20 protein-coding genes are annotated in these 18,142 nt (G+C 41.1%); 1 reads left to right on the top strand and 19 read right to left on the bottom strand.

What is annotated here, in order from left to right:
• The first annotated feature begins 33 nt into the window (after positions 1 to 33).
• Entirely contained in the window at positions 34 to 1,062 is a 1,029-nt protein-coding gene (queA, locus tag AB1I63_00275) for a tRNA preQ1(34) S-adenosylmethionine ribosyltransferase-isomerase QueA (protein ID MEW4353330.1), read from the top strand.
• A 656-nt stretch (positions 1,063 to 1,718) separates the two neighbouring features.
• On the opposite strand, the gene AB1I63_00270 is transcribed toward queA, so the two are convergent.
• The 19 genes from AB1I63_00270 to AB1I63_00180 all read right to left on the bottom strand — a co-directional run bounded on the left by AB1I63_00270 (position 1,719) and on the right by AB1I63_00180 (position 18,072).
• Complete coding sequence (locus AB1I63_00270) at positions 1,719 to 2,480, bottom strand: hypothetical protein (protein MEW4353329.1); 762 nt, start codon at positions 2,478 to 2,480, stop codon at positions 1,719 to 1,721.
• Positions 2,477 to 3,286: a hypothetical protein gene (locus tag AB1I63_00265; protein ID MEW4353328.1), complete on the bottom strand. Its 810-nt coding sequence runs from the start codon at positions 3,284 to 3,286 to the stop codon at positions 2,477 to 2,479. The genes AB1I63_00270 and AB1I63_00265 overlap by 4 nt, the downstream gene beginning before the upstream one ends.
• Positions 3,287 to 3,355: 69 nt before the next feature.
• Positions 3,356 to 4,618: a toxic anion resistance protein gene (locus AB1I63_00260; GenBank protein ID MEW4353327.1), complete on the bottom strand. Its 1,263-nt coding sequence runs from the start codon at positions 4,616 to 4,618 to the stop codon at positions 3,356 to 3,358.
• Positions 4,611 to 5,420: a hypothetical protein gene (locus tag AB1I63_00255; protein ID MEW4353326.1), complete on the bottom strand. Its 810-nt coding sequence runs from the start codon at positions 5,418 to 5,420 to the stop codon at positions 4,611 to 4,613. Before AB1I63_00255 ends, AB1I63_00260 begins: the two co-directional genes overlap by 8 nt.
• 546 nt (positions 5,421 to 5,966) lie before the next feature.
• A complete protein-coding gene (locus AB1I63_00250; protein MEW4353325.1) occupies positions 5,967 to 6,659 on the bottom strand; it encodes a phosphoglycerate mutase in 693 nt (230 codons plus the stop codon).
• Positions 6,660 to 6,758: 99 nt separating this feature from the next.
• Complete coding sequence (locus tag AB1I63_00245; GenBank protein MEW4353324.1) at positions 6,759 to 7,217, bottom strand: Fur family transcriptional regulator; 459 nt, start codon at positions 7,215 to 7,217, stop codon at positions 6,759 to 6,761.
• Positions 7,218 to 7,377: 160 nt separating this feature from the next.
• Complete coding sequence (locus tag AB1I63_00240) at positions 7,378 to 7,653, bottom strand: HU family DNA-binding protein (GenBank protein ID MEW4353323.1); 276 nt, start codon at positions 7,651 to 7,653, stop codon at positions 7,378 to 7,380.
• A 107-nt stretch (positions 7,654 to 7,760) separates the two neighbouring features.
• Positions 7,761 to 8,594 (bottom strand): DegV family protein, encoded by an 834-nt coding sequence (locus AB1I63_00235; protein ID MEW4353322.1) that lies wholly within the window; start codon positions 8,592 to 8,594, stop codon positions 7,761 to 7,763.
• 68 nt (positions 8,595 to 8,662) lie between these two features.
• Positions 8,663 to 9,391 carry a metallophosphoesterase gene (locus AB1I63_00230; protein ID MEW4353321.1) on the bottom strand — a complete coding sequence of 243 codons (729 nt, stop codon included), beginning with the start codon at positions 9,389 to 9,391 and terminating at the stop codon, positions 8,663 to 8,665.
• Between the two features lie 8 nt (positions 9,392 to 9,399).
• Positions 9,400 to 11,061 (bottom strand): DNA repair protein RecN, encoded by a 1,662-nt coding sequence (gene recN / locus AB1I63_00225; GenBank protein MEW4353320.1) that lies wholly within the window; start codon positions 11,059 to 11,061, stop codon positions 9,400 to 9,402.
• Positions 11,062 to 11,067: 6 nt separating this feature from the next.
• Entirely contained in the window at positions 11,068 to 11,499 is a 432-nt protein-coding gene (locus tag AB1I63_00220; protein ID MEW4353319.1) for an arginine repressor, read from the bottom strand.
• A complete protein-coding gene (locus AB1I63_00215; protein MEW4353318.1) occupies positions 11,492 to 12,307 on the bottom strand; it encodes a TlyA family RNA methyltransferase in 816 nt (271 codons plus the stop codon). Before AB1I63_00215 ends, AB1I63_00220 begins: the two co-directional genes overlap by 8 nt.
• Entirely contained in the window at positions 12,300 to 13,175 is an 876-nt protein-coding gene (locus AB1I63_00210) for a polyprenyl synthetase family protein (protein ID MEW4353317.1), read from the bottom strand. The genes AB1I63_00215 and AB1I63_00210 overlap by 8 nt, the downstream gene beginning before the upstream one ends.
• Positions 13,172 to 13,384, bottom strand: a complete 213-nt coding sequence (locus tag AB1I63_00205) for an exodeoxyribonuclease VII small subunit (protein MEW4353316.1) — start codon at positions 13,382 to 13,384, stop codon at positions 13,172 to 13,174. The genes AB1I63_00210 and AB1I63_00205 overlap by 4 nt, the downstream gene beginning before the upstream one ends.
• Positions 13,362 to 14,702, bottom strand: a complete 1,341-nt coding sequence (gene xseA / locus AB1I63_00200) for an exodeoxyribonuclease VII large subunit (protein ID MEW4353315.1) — start codon at positions 14,700 to 14,702, stop codon at positions 13,362 to 13,364. The genes AB1I63_00205 and xseA overlap by 23 nt, the downstream gene beginning before the upstream one ends.
• A gap of 476 nt (positions 14,703 to 15,178) precedes the next feature.
• On the bottom strand, positions 15,179 to 16,303 hold the full coding sequence (locus AB1I63_00195) for an AI-2E family transporter (protein MEW4353314.1): 1,125 nt from the start codon (positions 16,301 to 16,303) through the stop codon (positions 15,179 to 15,181).
• A 374-nt stretch (positions 16,304 to 16,677) separates the two neighbouring features.
• Entirely contained in the window at positions 16,678 to 17,109 is a 432-nt protein-coding gene (locus AB1I63_00190; GenBank protein ID MEW4353313.1) for a DJ-1/PfpI family protein, read from the bottom strand.
• A complete protein-coding gene (locus AB1I63_00185) occupies positions 17,103 to 17,306 on the bottom strand; it encodes a hypothetical protein (protein ID MEW4353312.1) in 204 nt (67 codons plus the stop codon). Before AB1I63_00185 ends, AB1I63_00190 begins: the two co-directional genes overlap by 7 nt.
• Before the next feature lie 25 nt (positions 17,307 to 17,331).
• Complete coding sequence (locus AB1I63_00180; protein ID MEW4353311.1) at positions 17,332 to 18,072, bottom strand: 1-acyl-sn-glycerol-3-phosphate acyltransferase; 741 nt, start codon at positions 18,070 to 18,072, stop codon at positions 17,332 to 17,334.
• Positions 18,073 to 18,142: the final 70 nt, after the last annotated feature.

Here is an 18,142-nt window from a genome sequence, read left to right as displayed (position 1 = left end):
CACAACAGACCATCTGACTCGGAAAGGAACGATATGAATACTGCAGATTTTGACTTTGATTTACCTGAAGAGCTAATTGCTCAAACTCCTTTAGAACAACGAGATGCCTCTCGGCTCTTGAGTGTAAACAAGGACACTGGGGAAATGGATGACCAACATTTTGATGATATTATTGACCATCTAAATCCTGGAGATGCCTTGGTCATGAACAATACGCGCGTGCTGCCTGCCAGACTCTACGGCGAAAAGCCAGACACAGGTGGCCATGTGGAACTCCTGCTCTTGAAAAATACCCAAGGTGATGAGTGGGAAGTACTTGCCAAACCAGCCAAACGCTTGCGGGTAGGCAGTCGTGTTTCTTTTGGCGATGGACGCTTGAGCGCTACCATCATTGAAGAACTTGAGCATGGCGGTCGGATTGTCCGCTTTGACTACCAAGGAATTTTCCTTGAAGTCTTGGAAAGCCTAGGAGAAATGCCACTCCCTCCTTATATCCATGAAAAACTAGAAGACCGTGAACGTTACCAGACCGTCTATGCTAAGGAAAATGGCTCTGCCGCCGCACCTACTGCTGGACTCCACTTTACCCAAGACTTACTTCATAAAATCGAACAAAAAGGTGTGAAATTGGTCTATCTAACCTTACATGTCGGTCTTGGAACTTTTCGCCCAGTATCTGTGGATAACCTTGATGAACACGAGATGCATTCGGAATTCTACCACTTGTCAGAAGAAGCTGCTAGGACGCTTCGAGAAGTCAAAGCTGCAGGTGGTCGCATTGTCGCTGTCGGAACTACATCAATTCGGACCTTAGAGACTATTGGAAATAAATTTAACGGCGATATCCAAGCAGACTCAGGATGGACCAATATCTTTATCAAGCCAGGTTATGAATGGCAGATTGTCGATGCTTTTTCAACCAATTTCCATCTACCAAAATCAACGCTCGTCATGCTCGTCTCTGCCTTCTTAGGACGTGAATTGACCCTTGCTACTTATGAACACGCCATTCTTGAACGCTACCGCTTCTTCAGCTTTGGCGATGCCATGTTTGTAGAATGACAACACACTCTATCTGATACTTAAATAATACCCAAAAAGTTAGAGAAATAATGATTTCAAGGATTTAGTTCTGTATTCTGCAGGACCAAGTCCTTTTTATTTTGATTTAATTCGTTTATTGTTTAAAATTAGTAGCTTTCTTGCCAATTTATTCTTTGTAAGAAGAATACCTATCAAACTAAACGGGGAAAAACAAAAATTAGAATTTTTCACAAATAAACCATTTACTAAATTAGAAAAACATATTGATTCCAAAACTATAGAATAAACAATCCTTGCACTCTCAAAATCTGATAACTCAGAGTACAGGGAAAAGCAATGTGGATGGAAGAGCATAATCGTGACACATATAGCTTTTTGAACGATATAAGAACCTCTATATAGGAAAATGGAGAAAATACAACAATCACAAAATCAATCTGCTATATTACTACAATAAAAAGCTAATCACTTATAAATATGCTTTGAGTCCCTACTAACAAAATGGGCGATGAACTCATACAAAAGCTCAATAATCTAAAGTTTTAACATTTTGCCCCAAAAGCAATATCAAATAAGAAAAAAGCCTTGAAATCAACGATTTCATAGGCTTTTTACATAAAACACAAAAATAGAAGCAGATTTTCTTTTAAAAATCTACTTCTCCTATCCACATCTTAGTTATCCACAACTCGCTGTTTTTCAGATAAACGATACTCTTCCTCTTCTTTCTTAGTAAACTCTAAAAAGACACGAACATGCTCATTTTCCCCTTCACTTCCACGATAGCCTACATCAAGATGGATGTCTTTGCCTAACGTAGCGTAGTTGCTCACTCGAATCGAATAGCTATCCGGAAGACCGAATTTTCTACTCACTTCATCATAGGTTGTTCGATCTGCGCCTGATATCTTAAGTGCCTCAAATTCTTTTTCAGAAATAGATAGAGGAGGGAGTGGTCTCTGATCTAAATTTACTTCCTTAACCTTTATCTGACTGCTCTTCACAGCCCCATCATAGTTTTCTAAATAATACTGATTATCAATTTTATAAAAGTCCATCTCAACCCCATTTGCTAGGTCACTGCCTTGATACCATAAGGTCTTATAAACTCCCATTTCTTCTTTTGTGGGCTTACCATATTTTTTAAGGATCGTCTTTAAAGAAGTGCCATTTATAGACCCTGTCCTCACTTGTAACTTTTCTACCTCCTCCAAGGTCCAATCAGTCGTTCTTTGTGCTTTTGAAGGTTCTACAAGGTCTCCTATAGAAGCTTGATAGAGAAAAATACATAGGCAGATCAAAGCCGCTCCCCACAACCAATTACTTCTCTTAGAAAAGAAATCTGGCTTCCTAGATAGCCTAGCTTGTTGCTTACTAGATACTGTCTCTAAATCTTGAAGAATGATGTCCCAATCACTTTTCCGTTTCTTTTTCATCTTATCTCCTTAGAGTATTTTTTAGATGCTAACCGACAAACCCCGTCTTTTTGACGTAGAAGTTTCAAACTTACCAATTCCTGCTCCAATCTTTCAGTATATACTCGATAGCCAATCTCAACTTCAAGTCTTGTTTCCAGTCCAGACCACTTACTAAAAGAAATGAACACGCGCTCAGGAGTCCCTATTTTTTCTACAATTTCAGGATAGGATGTTCCCCTATCTCCTAGCACAAAGGAATCAACTGCCTCGCGACGAGTTTTTAGCAGTTCTTCACTTAAACTTTCTTTTGATAAATCCACCGGAAACTGACTACTTCTTACATTTGTAGCCGTTACTCCAACAAGATAATATTTATCATCCCTCTTCTGAAAAGTAGCACTTACCGAACGAAAATTCTGCGTATATATATTTGTTAGATAAGTCAGAGAAATACTAGAATCCTCTACCCTATCTTCTTTAACAGGTTGTCCAAATTGAGATATGAACTCCTGTTTAGTCATCCCTTTTGTTTGCCCATCGCTCAATTTCAATGTTTCCAAGTTTTCCAAGGTAAAAGGAAACTGATCCTCTTCATAAAAATCCACTGTTTTGAAATAGTCAAACTCTGTTTCTGGCTCACTTGAAAGCTGCGTCTCATGGCTCATCATATAAATTGTACCAACTGCAATCACACTAAGAAGGGCAATTCCCATCTTTAATTGAACTTTCTGCCGTTTTTTCTCTTTTGTAATCTTCTCTTTTTTTCCTAGGCTCATCTTGCCTAGCTGCTTCTCAATCGCAGACCACTCACTTTTTCTCGTCATCTCTCTCCTTCTTTAGCAAGAAAGGAAGTGAGACTCTTGAGCCTTCTCACTCCCCCTTTTTTCTTATGGTTAGATGTCCTCATCTGTAATTTCTTTTTGAACTTCTTTTCCTTCGTTCAACAGAGCAGAAATAATTTTTTGATCCCGCAACTTCACAGAGTCATTGATGACCTCAGCTGATTTGATAACAGCTGACTCTAGTTGCTGACGTTGTCTGCGACCATTTTCAATAGCTGCAATAATGCCTTGATTCTGTGCGACAAGGCTTTCTGCTAGCTTGGTTACAGAATCTACGGTCATCGTTGGACTTTGGGCCGATTTTTCAAGACTCGGAATAGCTTCCTTGCTGGTCTCAGCTAAGAGCTGCAAAGCTGCATTATTAGCATTAACAATGGCGTCAGCCGTCATACCTGATTTAACAGACTGCTGGAGCATACCGAGCTGAGCTAAGGAGAGCTTCATGGTTGGAATAGTATTGCGACGGAGCATGCCCAGTTTCTGGCGCATATCAGACGATACTTTGACGAGATTTCTCATCTGCGGTGTCGTTGCCCAAGCCACATACAGGCGGCTAACATACTCTGTATGCTGTTGCTCCAAGGTATTGATAACCTCCGTCATTCGAGCTAAATCCTGCGACTTGACTTGATAATCCACCGTCGTCGTATCAAGCAAAGCTATCTGCTCTTGTAAAGTCACGGCTTGTGTTGTCGCCTCTTGCTGAATAGCTTCCACAAAAGAAATCACCCCCACCAAGTTCTCAATAGATTTGGTATTATCTTCAATCAACATCTCAGCAGATACAATATTTCGAATCAAACTTTCTTCCTGCTTGACCACTGTCGCTGCCATTGAATCCATCTTTTGCTCGATATTCTTCGAATCAAAGTAAAGTTCTTGGAGACTATTTTTCCCTTGTCGGAATAATTTTTGCAAGAGATTGGGTTTCTTTTCCAACTCTGCTGGCTTGGCATCTTTGTATTTGGCCACAAATCCATTCAATTCTCGATTGGTTTGAAGTAAAAGCTCATCTACTTCTGGGAGTTCTAATTTCTTTTGCTCTGCCAAAATCCGATTGACAGTCTGATTGACCTCCTCAACTGCTCCTTGTCCAAAGTCTAAAAGAGCATTTTGGTCACTCACAAATTGCCCCAAAAGCGCTGGAGCTTTACTTGCAATCGCTGCTTGCTGCTCAGGTTTTAACTTTTCAAAAAAGGAGAGCGACTGAGGCTTATCATCTACCGTACTTGAGATAATTTCAGTCGTCTGGTCTGTCTTACTTAGGCTACTTGCTGCAATTTGATCAATATCAAAGTTAAATCCATCACTCATGGCTATCTCCTTTATCTTCTTCTCTTGTCTTGTGCTTGATAATCCGCAAACTAATATCAAAATCTCGCATATCGGCTTCATTGAGCTGCTTGAGCGTTTCATCTAAATCCAAATCAAACTGTTTCATCGCAGACACTGCAGCTTCCAAACGCTCTTTCGCATGATAATAATTCTTTGGTGCTTCAAGCATCTTTTGATAGCCTTCTAAAATATCTTCAAACCGCTCCATTTGCATATGATGAACAGCCATCAGCTCTTCCTTATTTCCACTTTCTGACTGCTCAATTTTCTCTGTAATAGCTTTGTGATCAATTTTAATATTGCGGATAATTTGTTGAACATCCTCTGGTAAATCCTTGAAAGAAGGCGTTTTATGAGTTTCTTCTAACTCAGCTCTACTCAGAGAAATCTCTTCACGCACCTCATCAATCTTATCAAAAATCCGCTTGACAACTGCTGGTTCAATCTCTGTCTGCAAACGCTGAGTTTTATCCTCAATAATCGCTAACTGTCCTTCTACTTCCCCTGCTAAGGCAATATAGCGCTCAGAATCTTCTTTCTTATACTGATCTAAGCGATGAATCTTACGATCTGTGCTTGCAATTAGCTTTTTGAGCTCATCCACTTGCATCGTTAGCGAGACCTGCTGGTTGGTTTGATTTCTTTTAAAGAAATAATAACCCGTCCCAGCTAAACCTAGCACAACCACTATCGGAATAAAATACTGCACAATGAAGCCTAATACAAACAGCAAAGCTAACAAGGTCCAGCCATTAAACGAAGATTTTCCTCTTTTTGCCATATACGCTCATCCATTTCTATCCAGTAAACTCCCAGCCAACTCTGCTTCACTCGTCAAAGCATGCCAAGAGTCGTTGCTATTATTTTACCATAAAATCCCTAGAAAGCGTAGTCATTTTAGCAAGAGCCAAAAAAAATTCTCCATCAAAAAACAGGTAGGGGAAAATCGTGATTTCATAGAAATCTATTTTGTAGTCTTCGCTTTCCAATTTTTAGGCTCAGGTATGAACAGTCCACTGGACTAGCCTCGCTTTCGAGTTTTCAAGCTCAGGTATGAACAGTCCACTGGACTGTTCATATCCCGCAAGTTGACGCTTTCACAATTGAGAATTGTAAAAGGTTGAAAATAGAGCTAGCGAAGACAAGTTCGCTAGCTTCTTTTAATAGAATATTGATTGATCAATGTTTTGGATCAGTTGCTCACAACTTTCTGTTCTCGTAAATAGCTCCACTGGAGCATTGAACCCAGCGACAAGACTGCGTCAAACTGTTAAATCTATAAAACAAAAGAGGTCCAAGACCCTTGTCCTAACCTCTTGTTCTAGTATTATTCACCCAAGTAGTATTCTGCTACAACGTTCAATTTTTCGTCAAATTCAAAGACAAGTGGTGGGAAGTTTGGAATTTCCACATCCATGATTTCATCATCTGACAAACCTTTGATGTGTTTTACAAGAGCACGGATTGAGTTACCGTGTGCTCCTACAAAGACATTTTTACCATCTTTCAAAGTTGGAGCAATTTTATCTTCCCAGAATGGAAGAGCACGCTCAAGCGTCACTTTCAAGTTTTCAGCATCTGGAATCACTGAATCATCAAGGTGAGCATAGCGACGGTCTGTGTGTGCTGAATGCTCATCATCTTTTGCCATATCTGGAGGCAATACATCGTAAGAACGACGCCAGATGTGTACTTGCTCATCACCGAATTGCTCAGCTGCTTCTGCTTTGTTTTTACCAGTCAAACCACCGTAGTGACGTTCGTTCAAACGCCAAGATTTTTCAACTGGAACCCACAATTGATCTGCTGCTTCAAGAGCAAGGTTTGTTGTTTTAATCGCACGTTTTAAGACTGAAGTGTAAGCTTGGTCAAACTCGATACCAGCTTCTTTGATCAATTTACCAGCATCGATTGCTTGTTGTGTCCCTTTTTCAGACAAGTCAACATCTGCCCAACCTGTGAAAAGGTTAGCTTTGTTCCATTCAGACTCACCGTGGCGAGCAAAGACTAATTTTACCATTAGACATTCTCCTTTGATTTTTGAAAACTGCCATGCAGTTACTTTTCTATTTTACAAAATTTTTTGCAAAAAAGCTAGTCTAAACAGAAGATAAATCCATTATTTCTCTGCACAATTAGGGCAGATTCCATACATCAGAACCTGGGTCTTGGTCACCTGATAGCCTGTCTGCTCTTCGACTTCTCGTTTCAAATCAGGAATTTCTCCATCTTCAAAATCCGCAATCCGTCCGCACACTTCACAGACAATATTGAGATGTTCGTGCCCCATAAAATCAAAATAAGTCGTCTTATCATTGCTGATTTTGATTTCTTCGACAAATCCTTCCTCAATCAAAACTTTCAGATTGTTATAGACCGTTGCTAAGCTCATACTTGGAAATTCAGGCAGTAAATCTTGGTAGATGCGCTCCGCACTGGGATGTTCTTTACTCGTGATCAGGTAGGCAATCACTGCTTTTCTCGTCTCTGTAATCCGAATTCCTTTTTCTTTTAAGTGCTGAATGACTTCCTGATAGTCTTCTTCTTGATGTATATCTAAGTTGAGATGACCTTTCATATCCTCACCTCCTCATGTTGTTCATGATTATTATACCATGAATTCCCATGTCCTGCCATCCTAGAGTTTATAAACATTTCCTCTAAAATAAACAAAAAAGCCTCTTGAACAAGCTAAGAGGCTTAATACAATAGGCTTTTTATTTACTCTATCTTACTGATTATTTTACAGCGTCTTTAAGAGCTTTACCAGCTTTGAATGCTGGAACTTTAGAAGCTGCGATTGTGATTTCTTTACCAGTTTGTGGGTTGCGACCTTTACGTGCTGCACGCTCACGAACTTCAAAGTTACCAAAACCGATCAATTGTACTTTTTCACCAGCTGCAAGGTAATCTGCAACTGCTGCAAATACAGCATCAACTGCTGCTGCTGAATCTTTCTTTGTCAATTCAGTAGCCTCTGCTACTTTTGCAATCAAATCTTGTTTGTTAGCCATTGTTAATCCTCCAAAATAATTTATCTAACGGATACTATAATATCTTAAAAACTCTTTTAGGTCAAGCCTTAGATACGCATTTTCAGTTTTTTTCACAAAATTAAATCTTACTTATAATAGACTAAAACAGCCCAAGCATTTTCACCTGTGTGGGTCTGAATAATTGATCCTGTTTCTAAAACTGAAATCTCTTTTTCAACATAGGATTGTAAGCTCTGCTTCATCTCTGCTGCAAATTCTGGACTGCCTGCATAGGAAATCCCAATTTCTGCGACAGTTTTTCCTGCCAAGGATTCTTCAAAATCTACTAGCCATTTCTTAAAGGTCTTAACTCCGCGTCCTTTGATCATCGGCTGCAATTCGTGATTTTTCATCTGCATAACGACACGAATGTTTAAAAGAGAGCTAAGAAGACCTGTCACGCGCCCAATTCTGCCGCCTTTAACTAGATTTTCAAGAGTCGATACTCCGATGTAGAGTTCTGTTTTCTCACGTACTTCTTCGATTCGCTCTAAAATAGCTTCTAAAGAAGCGCCTTCTTTCGCAAGTCTAGCTGCCTCAACCACTTGAAACTTCAGAGCCTGATCAGTAAAGGAACTATCTAGGACCGTCACCTTGCTGTTGGCTAAAATAGCTCCTTGACGAGCTGCTTCAACCGTTCCTGAGAGGGCATGCGACATATGGATGGAGATAATCTGATCTGCCTCTTCTCCTAGCCTTTCAAAAATCTCTGCAAAAACACCAACAGGCGGTTGGCTCGTTTTGGGCAGGTTTTTACTTGCTTGCATCAAGCGAAGAAACTCACCTTCTGCTAGGTCTGCATCCGAATACACAACACCATCCACCATAACAGACAATGGAGCGACTGTAATCTCTAAGTCTTCTACAAGTTGCGGTTCAATGGTGATGGATGAATCCGTTACAATTTTAATCTTTGCCATGTTATTCCTACTTTATTGTAATACTGTTTCTATTATATCAAAAAAATTGATTTTTGTGTATCAAAGACCTAGTCATCTGTCACTTGAAAGCCGTCATTAGGCACAACATAGTGTTCAAGGATATGTCCATCTTCAAAAACCAATCCATGAAGAACCCCGCCATAGACAGCTCCACCATCCATGCCAATCTTGTCATCATCGGTCTGCCAGAGTTTTGCGCTTTCCATGGGTTCCCCTGTTAGATAGGTGGTCGGTGTATGCCCAAAGACGATGCCTTTTCCTGTTTTATTTTCTGCTTCATGAAAAGGAGCACGAATCCAGACCTTTTTATAATCCGTCGTATCTTGCCAATTATCTAAGGTCAAATCAAGCCCTGCATGGACAAAAATCAAGTGCTCTGTTTCCACATGAAAGGGCATTTGACGGATAAAGTCAACCAAGTCACCTGCTTCTTCCATCACACGCTTGGCATCACGAATCCCATCTACTGGAGCATCTAAAGGACGTTCCAAAATCGAGTTAATGGTCGTATCGCCACCATTACGTCTGTAATGATCATATCGGTCTTCAGGATCATCTAACCAAGCGAGAAACATGTATTCGTGATTGCCAGAAAGGCAGATAGCACCACTATGCTCTACTAAATCTCTAACTCGCTCTACAACTGCTCTGCTGTTTTCCCCACGGTCAATCAAATCCCCTAGAAAAATCAGCTGGTCTTCTTGATTCCAATGCTGAAGAAGTGTCTCAAGCATACCTGCTTTTCCATGGATATCCCCAATTACAAAATATCTCATGCTCTCTCCTAATCTTTTTTGAGCAATTCTTTTGCCTGCGTGAGCGCTGCTTCCGTCACATTTTCACCTGCCAGCATCTTTGCCACTTCCTCAATCCGCTCTTCAAGCGTCAAGAGACGAACCCGAGAGACTGTTGAGTGATCATCACTGATCTTCTCAATAAAGAATTGATAATCCGCAATAGCAATGACCTGTGGTAGATGAGAAATGGCTAAGACTTGTCCATGCCCACCAATCTTATAAATCTTCTGGGCAATAGCCTGCGCCACACGACCAGATACACCGGTATCCACCTCATCAAAGACGATACTGGTCTTGCCTTCCTTGCGAGAAAAAGCAGATTTAATAGCCAGCATCAAGCGCGACAATTCTCCTCCACTTGCCACTTTGACAAGGGGCTTGAAGTCTTCACCAGGGTTGGTGGAGATGTAAAATTCTACCTGTTCATTGCCCTCACGACCAAACTTGGCCTTGCTAAAGCGCACCTGAAAATCCGCTTTTTCCATATACAAGTCTTTTAGCTCTTGCTTAATTTCTTGCTCCAAGCCTGCTGCTAAGTGATGGCGCGCATTGGATAATTCACCTGCTAAGCCAACCAAGTCTTTTTCACGTTTTTTTAACTCTGTTTCAAGATTTTCAGAAGAAATATCTGAGCCTGTCAAGAGTTGGTATTGCTTAGTGATTTGCTCCAAGTAGTCTAAAACATCATCGACAGCGCCACCGTATTTGCGGGTGATACTGTAAATCAAGTCAAGACGACTTTCCACCTGCATGAGGCGATTCCCGTCAAAGTCAAGCTCATCAATAATCCCCTCAAGGCGCTTGGTTACATCCTCTAAGACATAGTAGGTCTCAGAAAGACTGCTAGCTAGTTCCTTATAGCTCGGATCAAACTCTTCAATCGACTCCAAATCATGCATGGCTGAGCGGACATTTCCTAGACTAGAGAAATCGTCATTATCCAGCATGGCATAAGCATTTGTCAGTGTATCTGCAATCTGCTTGTGATTAAGCAGGCGCTCGCGCTCTTGATGCAAGTCCTTATCCTCGCCCGCTTTCAAATCCGCAGCTTCAATCTCCGCCATCTGATATTCCAGCATCTCAATTCGAGCCTTGTTTTCTTCTTGATTTTTTTGAATGCTCAAGACTTGTTTGCGCAAAGTTTTATAAGCTTCAAAGGCAGCCTTATAATCCGCTTTTAATTGGAAAAACGCATCATCTCCAAACTCGTCTAGCATGGCAATATGGTGCTGAGGTCGCATCAATTCTTCCTGATCATGCTGACCATGAATATCTACCAAATGCTGACCAACGGCTTTTAAGACTGACAAATTGACCAACTGCCCATTGATCCGGCTGATACTGCGTCCATTTTGCAAAATCTCACGACGAATAATCAGCTCATCTGAGACCTCTAAGCCCTGTTCTTCCAAGAGTTCACGCAGACTCCTGCTTTGCTCAATCGAAAACAAGCCCTCAATCTCAGCCTTGGGCATACCATGGCGAATGACGTCTGTGGTCGCTCTGCTTCCTAGCATCATATTCATGGCATCAATAATAATGGATTTTCCTGCCCCAGTTTCCCCGGTCAGAACGGTCATTCCTTGCTCAAAATTAAGGGAAATTTCCTCAATAATGGCAAAATTTTTAATGGAAATTTCAAGTAACATGGCAACCTACCAATTTTTTATTGTATCTAAGACTCGTTGTGCCTCGTCTTTCTGGCGAAGAATAATCAAAATTGTATCATCATCTGACACAATGCTAAAAATCTCTTCTGAAAAGGCTTCGACAATCTGATTTTTGACAAAAGCTGTGCTTCCTGGTACAAGATTGAGATTAATCATCGCATCCATACATTCAGACGATAAAATGTTATTTTCTGCCAACTTCATGCGACTGGACACGGATTTCGGCAATTCATAGATATAGGTGTTGTCCTTCAAAGGAATTTTGACAATCCCTAATTCCTTGATATCCCGAGACACTGTTGCCTGCGTTGCTTTAATTCCAGAGGCCTTTAAATGCTCGACAATCTCTTCTTGAGTGCCGATTTCAAAATCTGTTACAAATTTTCTAATTTTCTCTAAGCGTTCTTTTTTATTCATCTTTAAATTCCTTATGCGCTTGTTCTACGATGGTGTCAATAACTGTTGCAACTTGATTTTCAACTGGACTTTCTTTTTTCAAATAGGCCAAAAATTCCACATTGCCGTGTCCACCTTGAATGGGGGAAAAATCAAGCGCTCTGACGGTAAAACCTGCTTCCACCGCAAAAGCCGTCACTTTTTCCAAAACCATCCGATGAACAGCCTTGTCCTTGATGATGCCGTTTTTGCCAATCTGCTCACGCCCTGCCTCAAATTGCGGTTTAATCAAGGCAACGACTTCTCCTTCATCTACCAAAATGCTTGACAAAACTGGCAAAATCAGGCTCAGCGAGATAAAGCTGACATCGATGCTCGCAAACTGAGGTAGCTGCTTAAAATCACTTGGTGTCGCATAGCGGAAATTGAACTGCTCCATGCTGACCACCCGCGCGTCTTGACGAATTTTCCAGGCTAATTGATTGGTGCCAACGTCAACTGCATAGACCAAATCAGCTCCATTTTGCAACATGACATCGGTAAAGCCCCCTGTTGAAGCACCGATATCAAGCGTCGTTTTGCCCTTAACTGACAGGTCAAATACTTGAAGAGCTTTCTCTAATTTGAGACCGCCACGGCTAACGTATTTCAACTTTTCGCCTTTTAACTTTAATTCGGTACTTTCATCGATCTTTTCACCCGGCTTGTCATAGCGCTCGCCATTGATGACAGAGACAACCAAACCTGCCATAACACCGCGTTTGGCCTGCTCACGTGTATCAAAGAGGCCTTGTTTGTAGGCCAGTACATCTACTCTTTCCTTAGCCATGTAATCGTAAACTTTCTACTATTTCTCGAATCTTGTCTGCCTGAAAGGCGGATTGTTCTTCCAATGCCGTAAGTCCCTCTTCTACCTTACCTAAACTCATCGCTAAATAAGCTTTGGCTTCCTCTAAGCCAAGCAGGGCAGGATAGGTGGACTTGTCTGCCACAAGGTCTTTATTTGGTGTTTTGCCCAATTCCTCAAAACTAGCTGTTACATCTAAAATATCATCCCGCACCTGAAAGGCCAAACCGAGCCACTCACCCGTCTCTTGCAAGATAGTCTTAATAGGACTTTCTGCTTCAACAATCACGCCTGCTGCAACAAAAGGATAGGCGAGGAGTTTTCCTGTTTTATGGGCATGGATGGTCTGCAATTCTGAAAGATTCAAACTGCGTTTTTCCCCTTCCATATCAAGCACTTGTCCGCCCACCATGCCAAAAGTCCCAGCCGCCTTAGACAGAGCAGCGATCAATTCCACACGAATCTGGCTAGGAAGCTCTGCCATTGCCACCAAGGCATAAGAATCAAGAAATAGGCTATCGCCCGCCAAAATGGCCATGTCTTCGCCAAATTTCTTGTGGCTAGTCAGTTGACCACGGCGATAATCGTCGTTATCCATAGCAGGTAAATCATCGTGGATTAGACTCCCTGTGTGAATCATCTCAAGGGCAGCCGCCACCTGAACATGGGCTTCTGTAAGCGTCACGCCAAAGCCCTCTAATAGCTCCAAAACAAGGAGCGGACGCAGGCGCTTGCCCCCTGCTCGAATGGAGTAAAGAATAGTCTCAATCAAATGAGGTGCCACAGATTTATCACTATAAAAGTCCGAGATGACTCTCTCAATCCAATTCAATCGCTCTACTTGCTTCATTCCATGTCCGTCTCTGTTCCGTCTGCTTGCATAACCTTAACCAAGGTTTTTTCTGCTTGATTTAGGGTTTCTTGGAGTTCTTTTGATAGTTTCATGCCCTTTTGAAACTCGGCAATCGCATCTTCCAATGCGACATCACCGCTTTCTAATCTCTGAACAATCTGCTCCAAATCTGCTAAATTTTCCTCAAATTTCTTTTGTTTTGACATCTTTTACCTCAACTTCTAGCTGACCGTCTCGTAACTGAATGGTCATATTTTCTTCTGCTTGAACCTTTTGAACACTATCAATTACATGCCCATTTTGCTCCACAATCGCATATCCCCGCGCCACAATACGGCTGGTGTCAAGCATCAAGAGGATATTTGCTAAGCGCTTGACTTCTGCCACCTTATGGTCGTAAATCACGGCAGTACTACTGCGCAACAAGCGTTTTTGCTGGGCTAATTTTTCCTGATAGAGGGCAATTTTCTGGACTGGCGAACAAGCGAGCAAGCGTTGCTCCAAAATCTGACTGCGTTTTTGCCCTTCATTTCTATATTCGGAAATGGCTTGTTTCATCCGCAACTGTAATTGATCTAATTTTTGTAAATAGGCATCGTAGAGCCGTTCTGGCTGTCTAAAAATCACCGAATGAGCTAATTTTTCCAAGCGTTCACGGTGATAAACCAGACGATTTCCCACAGCTTTACTCATTCGATTTTCCTGTTGTTTAAGATGAGCCAGCACATCTAGTTTGGTCACAGGTGTTGCTAATTCTGCCGCTGCTGTCGGCGTTGCTGCCCGTCTGTCTGCCACAAAATCTGCTAGCGTTATATCCGTTTCATGTCCGACACTAGAAATAATCGGAATCCGTGATTCAAAAATCGCTCGCACCACTTCTTCTTCATTAAAAGCCCATAAGTCCTCAATAGAGCCACCCCCACGCCCAACAATCAGTACATCCAGGTCCTCTCGCTCATTAGCCCTGCGAATATTTTGCGCAATTTCAGTAGCCGCACCATCTCCCTGCACCTTGGTCGGATAAAGTACGACTTCTCGACCCGGAAAACGCCTGCTAACCGTTGTGATGATGTCACGAATAACTGCACCACTAGAACTGGTCACCACACCAATTTTCTGTGCAAATTGCGGCAAGGGCTGTTTAAATTTATCCTGAAAAAGACCCTCGTCACCCAATTTCTTTTTCAATTGTTCAAACTGGATGGCTAAAGCACCAATCCCGTCTGGCTCAGCCTTTTCAATGATAATGGAGTAGCTACCACTAGGCTCATAGAGCTGGATTCGTCCGATGACATTGACCTTCATCCCCTCTTCCAATTCAAAGCCCAAAGACTTATAAACACCAGCCCAAATCGTCGCCTGAATCACCGCCTTTTCGTCCTTGAGCGAAAAATACTGATGACTCGGACGCTTACGAAAATTGGACACTTGGCCTGTCAGATAAACCCGCTCCAAATACGGATCTCGGTCAAACTTCAACTTCAAATACTTGGTCAACGATGATACCGACAAATAATCTGGCATAAAACTCCTTTCAAAACAAGATATGAGAGCGTTAAAAAAGCGAATGAAAATTAGGAAACATGACGAAGAAGCTAAGCTTCTAGGAATGCTTCTCTATTTTCCGAGCTTTTAGCTCGAATTCAATTAAACAAGATATGAGGACATTAAAAAATGTAAGAAAAATAGGAAATATAACAAAGCTTCATCAAACTCTAGGAAGATCTATCCCTAAAGGGAGCCTCAGCTGAACTATCAAAAGATAAAATACCTGTATCTCTTTTTAAGAATCTCTTTGTCCGAACTCAATAAACAGATGTAAAAATTTAGTTGAAGCCTTAAAACTACTATCTTTTTTCATACGATATCGCAATCATAAACATCAATCAGTCCTCTGATTTTTCTGCTCCTTATTATACCAAAAAATCCCTTTCCTTGCTAGCCTAGAAGGTTTAGGGCGAAATAGAAAAAGCTTGAACACGCTGTTCAAACTTTTTGCTTTATTTTTGTAACAAGGTATGCTCTTCTTGTTGCTTTTGCAACTGACTTTCCTTGTGATTCTCATAAAGATTTGCCAAAAATTTAGCAATCTCTTTCAAAATTGAATAGGTGGGAATCGCCACAATCATGCCAACAATTCCATAGATATTACTTGATAAGAGCAACAGCACCATAATGGTAATAGGATGGACTTTCATCACTCCTCCAACAATACGTGGGTAGAGGACATTGCCATCAATCTGCTGCACAATCAGCATATAAATTACAGCGATAATCATTTTATTTGGATCTGTAAACAAATAGGTCACCACCATGGGAATCAGACCAATGGTTGGTCCCACATAAGGGATCAGATTGGTAATAGCTGAGAAAATCGCAAATACTAAGGCATATTTTAAGCCAATGATACTATAACCAATAAAGGCCAGCATTCCGATAATCAAGGCGTCAATCGAAATTCCACTAATGTAACGTGCAATCGTGCCATTAAGATTGATCAAAAGACCTGCAATATTTAGTTTATCGCGTTTCAACACCGTCCGCTCTAGCATAGGCAGAAGCTTATGTCCATCCATCAAGAAATAAACCAAGAAAATCGGAGTCATGACCAAAATAAGCACTGTGTTAACCACGGCAGAGACGACACTCCCAAGACTATTGGTCACCCCATTTAAGATATTTTGCAAAATATCCACATAAGACAGATTTAGCTTTTGTAGAGTCGATTGGATATTTAGATTTTTAAAAGCTGGATTGTCTGATAAATCAATAACCCACGCCTGCAACTGGGTATAAATGTTTTGGCTGGAATTGATCAAGCTCGTCAACTGATTGACCAAAATCGGAAGCAAATAAATGATCGCTAAGGTAAGCGAACCAAAGACCAGCACCAAGGCAATGATAATACCAAAACCTCGCTTCACTTTGCATTCTTTTTCTAAGTAGCGCACCAAGGGGTCGGTGATATAGTAGAGAAAGCCTGCTACCAGAAACGGAATCAAAATAGTGTTAATCACGGTGACAAAAGGCGAAACAAGCCCATTCATTTCCCGCCAGATAAAAAAGATAATCGTTAATAATAGGACTTCTGTTGTCCAAAAAAATAGCTTACTTTTGTGAAACATCTCTTCCTCCTCCTAGTTATTCTATCATATTTATATGAAAATTTATAGAAGATACTGTTAAACTATTAAGAAATAAATGAATCCTACCAAGCAAAAGAGGTTGGGACAAAAGTACCCTACCTCGTTACATTTTGTAGTTCTAACAGTTTGACGCAGTAGTTGCCGCTGGGTTCAATGCTCCAGTGGAGCTATTTACGAGAACAAAAAGTTGTGAGCAACTTATCCAAAACATTGATAAATCACTATTCTATTAGAAGAAGCTAGCGAATTCTTCTTCGCTAGCCCAGTGAACTGCTCATACCTGAGCCTAAAAATTGGAAAACGAAGACTACAAAATCGATTTCTGCGGAATCACGATTGAGTCCCACTCTCTCCTAATCTTCATAGATCATTATTTCTTGCAGCATCTCCTGCCAAGCTTTGTCTCCACAGTAAAATGTCAACTCTTCCTCTGTATAAATAGATTTTCTCTCAAAGAAACGCTCTGGATGAGGAACTTCTAAGACGTTTAACACCGCAATCGCAAAGTCTTGATAGGCAAAGCCAATAGCGGTGATCAGCTTATCATCGCAGACCACAGGTCGATGAATGAAATTTTCTGGTTCAAAAAAGTCAAAATGCTCCACCATTTCCATGTAAAGGCCGCCTGTGTATTTCTTTCCTCTTAAAAGTCCCGCTTTTGCTAGAAACATGGGAGACGATGAAATAGCTCCGACCACTGTTTTTTGAGGATTGATGTCCCCTACAAATTCCAAAAATGCATTATCATAGAGCGTTTTCAAAGGTTCCATTGTCCCTGTTAGGATAATGGCATCATAATCGTCTGGATGGACCTTAGAAAACTGAGTAGTTGCAAAATAGCCAACCCTTCCTCACTTTTACAGACTTCTTTTTGACTTGCTACATATTCGATTTTTGCACCAACAAAAAGCGTGAGAGCTGCTGTCAAACAAGTGATTTCTTGCAGGGAGCAAGCAGGATACAAACACACGGCAACTTTCATGCGAACCTCACTTTTCTAAACATTCTTACTTTCGATGCTTGTCTGGATCCCAAACAAAACTTGCCACAAAGCTAAAGGCAAATGTCACTAGAGCCACCAGAACAGCTAAGACAAAGACCACAATGCGGGGGAGCAACAACCAAAGATTTGGACCTTTTTTAACCTGCATATCCGCTACTTCTTGATCTAAAGTGTCAAAAGCTATCTGAATGCGACTTGCGACCTCTGCAACACCCTCGTCATTCATTTTCTTAACGTCTGAAATGTCAATAGGCTCGCCAAAATTCATATCCACACGTTCTCCACGAATCAAACCTTTTAAGGTCATAGGTCCAGTGTAAGATGCTGGCATGATGCGTACCTTTGCCATTTTAGCAATCAGAGCAACACCGCCCTTGACATCAGACGAATGACGACTTCCACTTGGAAACATAATCAAAGAACGCTGGCTATTTTTAAGCATTTTCACAGGATATTTAATGGCACCGGCACCTGGATTTGCTCGATCAATCGGAAAAGCACCACACATGCGAATCCACCAACCAAAAACCCGATTTTGAAAGAGTTCTTTTTTTGCCATAAAAATAAACTGCTTAGGTCTAGTTGCAAAAGCCATATAAACAGGATCCCACCAGGTGCGGTGTGGAGCTACTAAAATATAATTTTCCTCCTTGGAAGGGATTTTATCCAAATGATGAAAATGAGCATTTCCATTTGCTCCCCAGAGTAAAAACATGACTAATGCTCGTAAATAGGTATAAAACATAGGACCTCCTTTTCTTTCCATTATACCCTATCCTTTTCTAAGTCGCAACGCCAAAGCTATTCTCAAAAAT

Source organism: Streptococcus pneumoniae (assembly GCA_040719455.1).
GTDB classification, from domain to species: Bacteria; Bacillota; Bacilli; order Lactobacillales; family Streptococcaceae; genus Streptococcus; species Streptococcus pneumoniae_G.
The sequence above is the reverse complement of the archived record's forward strand: the minus strand, read 5'-3'. Positions and strand labels throughout refer to the sequence as shown.

Excerpts from the sequence above, each read along its gene's own strand:
- queA (MEW4353330.1), top strand. The coding sequence starts at position 34 with ATGAATACTGCAGATTTTGACTTTGATTTACCTGAAGAGCTAATTGCT.
- AB1I63_00270 (MEW4353329.1), bottom strand. The coding sequence starts at position 2,480 with ATGAAAAAGAAACGGAAAAGTGATTGGGACATCATTCTTCAAGATTTA.
- AB1I63_00265 (MEW4353328.1), bottom strand. The coding sequence starts at position 3,286 with ATGACGAGAAAAAGTGAGTGGTCTGCGATTGAGAAGCAGCTAGGCAAG.
- AB1I63_00260 (MEW4353327.1), bottom strand. The coding sequence starts at position 4,618 with ATGAGTGATGGATTTAACTTTGATATTGATCAAATTGCAGCAAGTAGC.
- AB1I63_00255 (MEW4353326.1), bottom strand. The coding sequence starts at position 5,420 with ATGGCAAAAAGAGGAAAATCTTCGTTTAATGGCTGGACCTTGTTAGCT.
- AB1I63_00250 (MEW4353325.1), bottom strand. The coding sequence starts at position 6,659 with ATGGTAAAATTAGTCTTTGCTCGCCACGGTGAGTCTGAATGGAACAAA.
- AB1I63_00245 (MEW4353324.1), bottom strand. The coding sequence starts at position 7,217 with ATGAAAGGTCATCTCAACTTAGATATACATCAAGAAGAAGACTATCAG.
- AB1I63_00240 (MEW4353323.1), bottom strand. The coding sequence starts at position 7,653 with ATGGCTAACAAACAAGATTTGATTGCAAAAGTAGCAGAGGCTACTGAA.
- AB1I63_00235 (MEW4353322.1), bottom strand. The coding sequence starts at position 8,594 with ATGGCAAAGATTAAAATTGTAACGGATTCATCCATCACCATTGAACCG.
- AB1I63_00230 (MEW4353321.1), bottom strand. The coding sequence starts at position 9,391 with ATGAGATATTTTGTAATTGGGGATATCCATGGAAAAGCAGGTATGCTT.
- recN (MEW4353320.1), bottom strand. The coding sequence starts at position 11,061 with ATGTTACTTGAAATTTCCATTAAAAATTTTGCCATTATTGAGGAAATT.
- AB1I63_00220 (MEW4353319.1), bottom strand. The coding sequence starts at position 11,499 with ATGAATAAAAAAGAACGCTTAGAGAAAATTAGAAAATTTGTAACAGAT.
- AB1I63_00215 (MEW4353318.1), bottom strand. The coding sequence starts at position 12,307 with ATGGCTAAGGAAAGAGTAGATGTACTGGCCTACAAACAAGGCCTCTTT.
- AB1I63_00210 (MEW4353317.1), bottom strand. The coding sequence starts at position 13,175 with ATGAAGCAAGTAGAGCGATTGAATTGGATTGAGAGAGTCATCTCGGAC.
- AB1I63_00205 (MEW4353316.1), bottom strand. The coding sequence starts at position 13,384 with ATGTCAAAACAAAAGAAATTTGAGGAAAATTTAGCAGATTTGGAGCAG.
- xseA (MEW4353315.1), bottom strand. The coding sequence starts at position 14,702 with ATGCCAGATTATTTGTCGGTATCATCGTTGACCAAGTATTTGAAGTTG.
- AB1I63_00195 (MEW4353314.1), bottom strand. The coding sequence starts at position 16,303 with ATGTTTCACAAAAGTAAGCTATTTTTTTGGACAACAGAAGTCCTATTA.
- AB1I63_00185 (MEW4353312.1), bottom strand. The coding sequence starts at position 17,306 with ATGAAAGTTGCCGTGTGTTTGTATCCTGCTTGCTCCCTGCAAGAAATC.
- AB1I63_00180 (MEW4353311.1), bottom strand. The coding sequence starts at position 18,072 with ATGTTTTATACCTATTTACGAGCATTAGTCATGTTTTTACTCTGGGGA.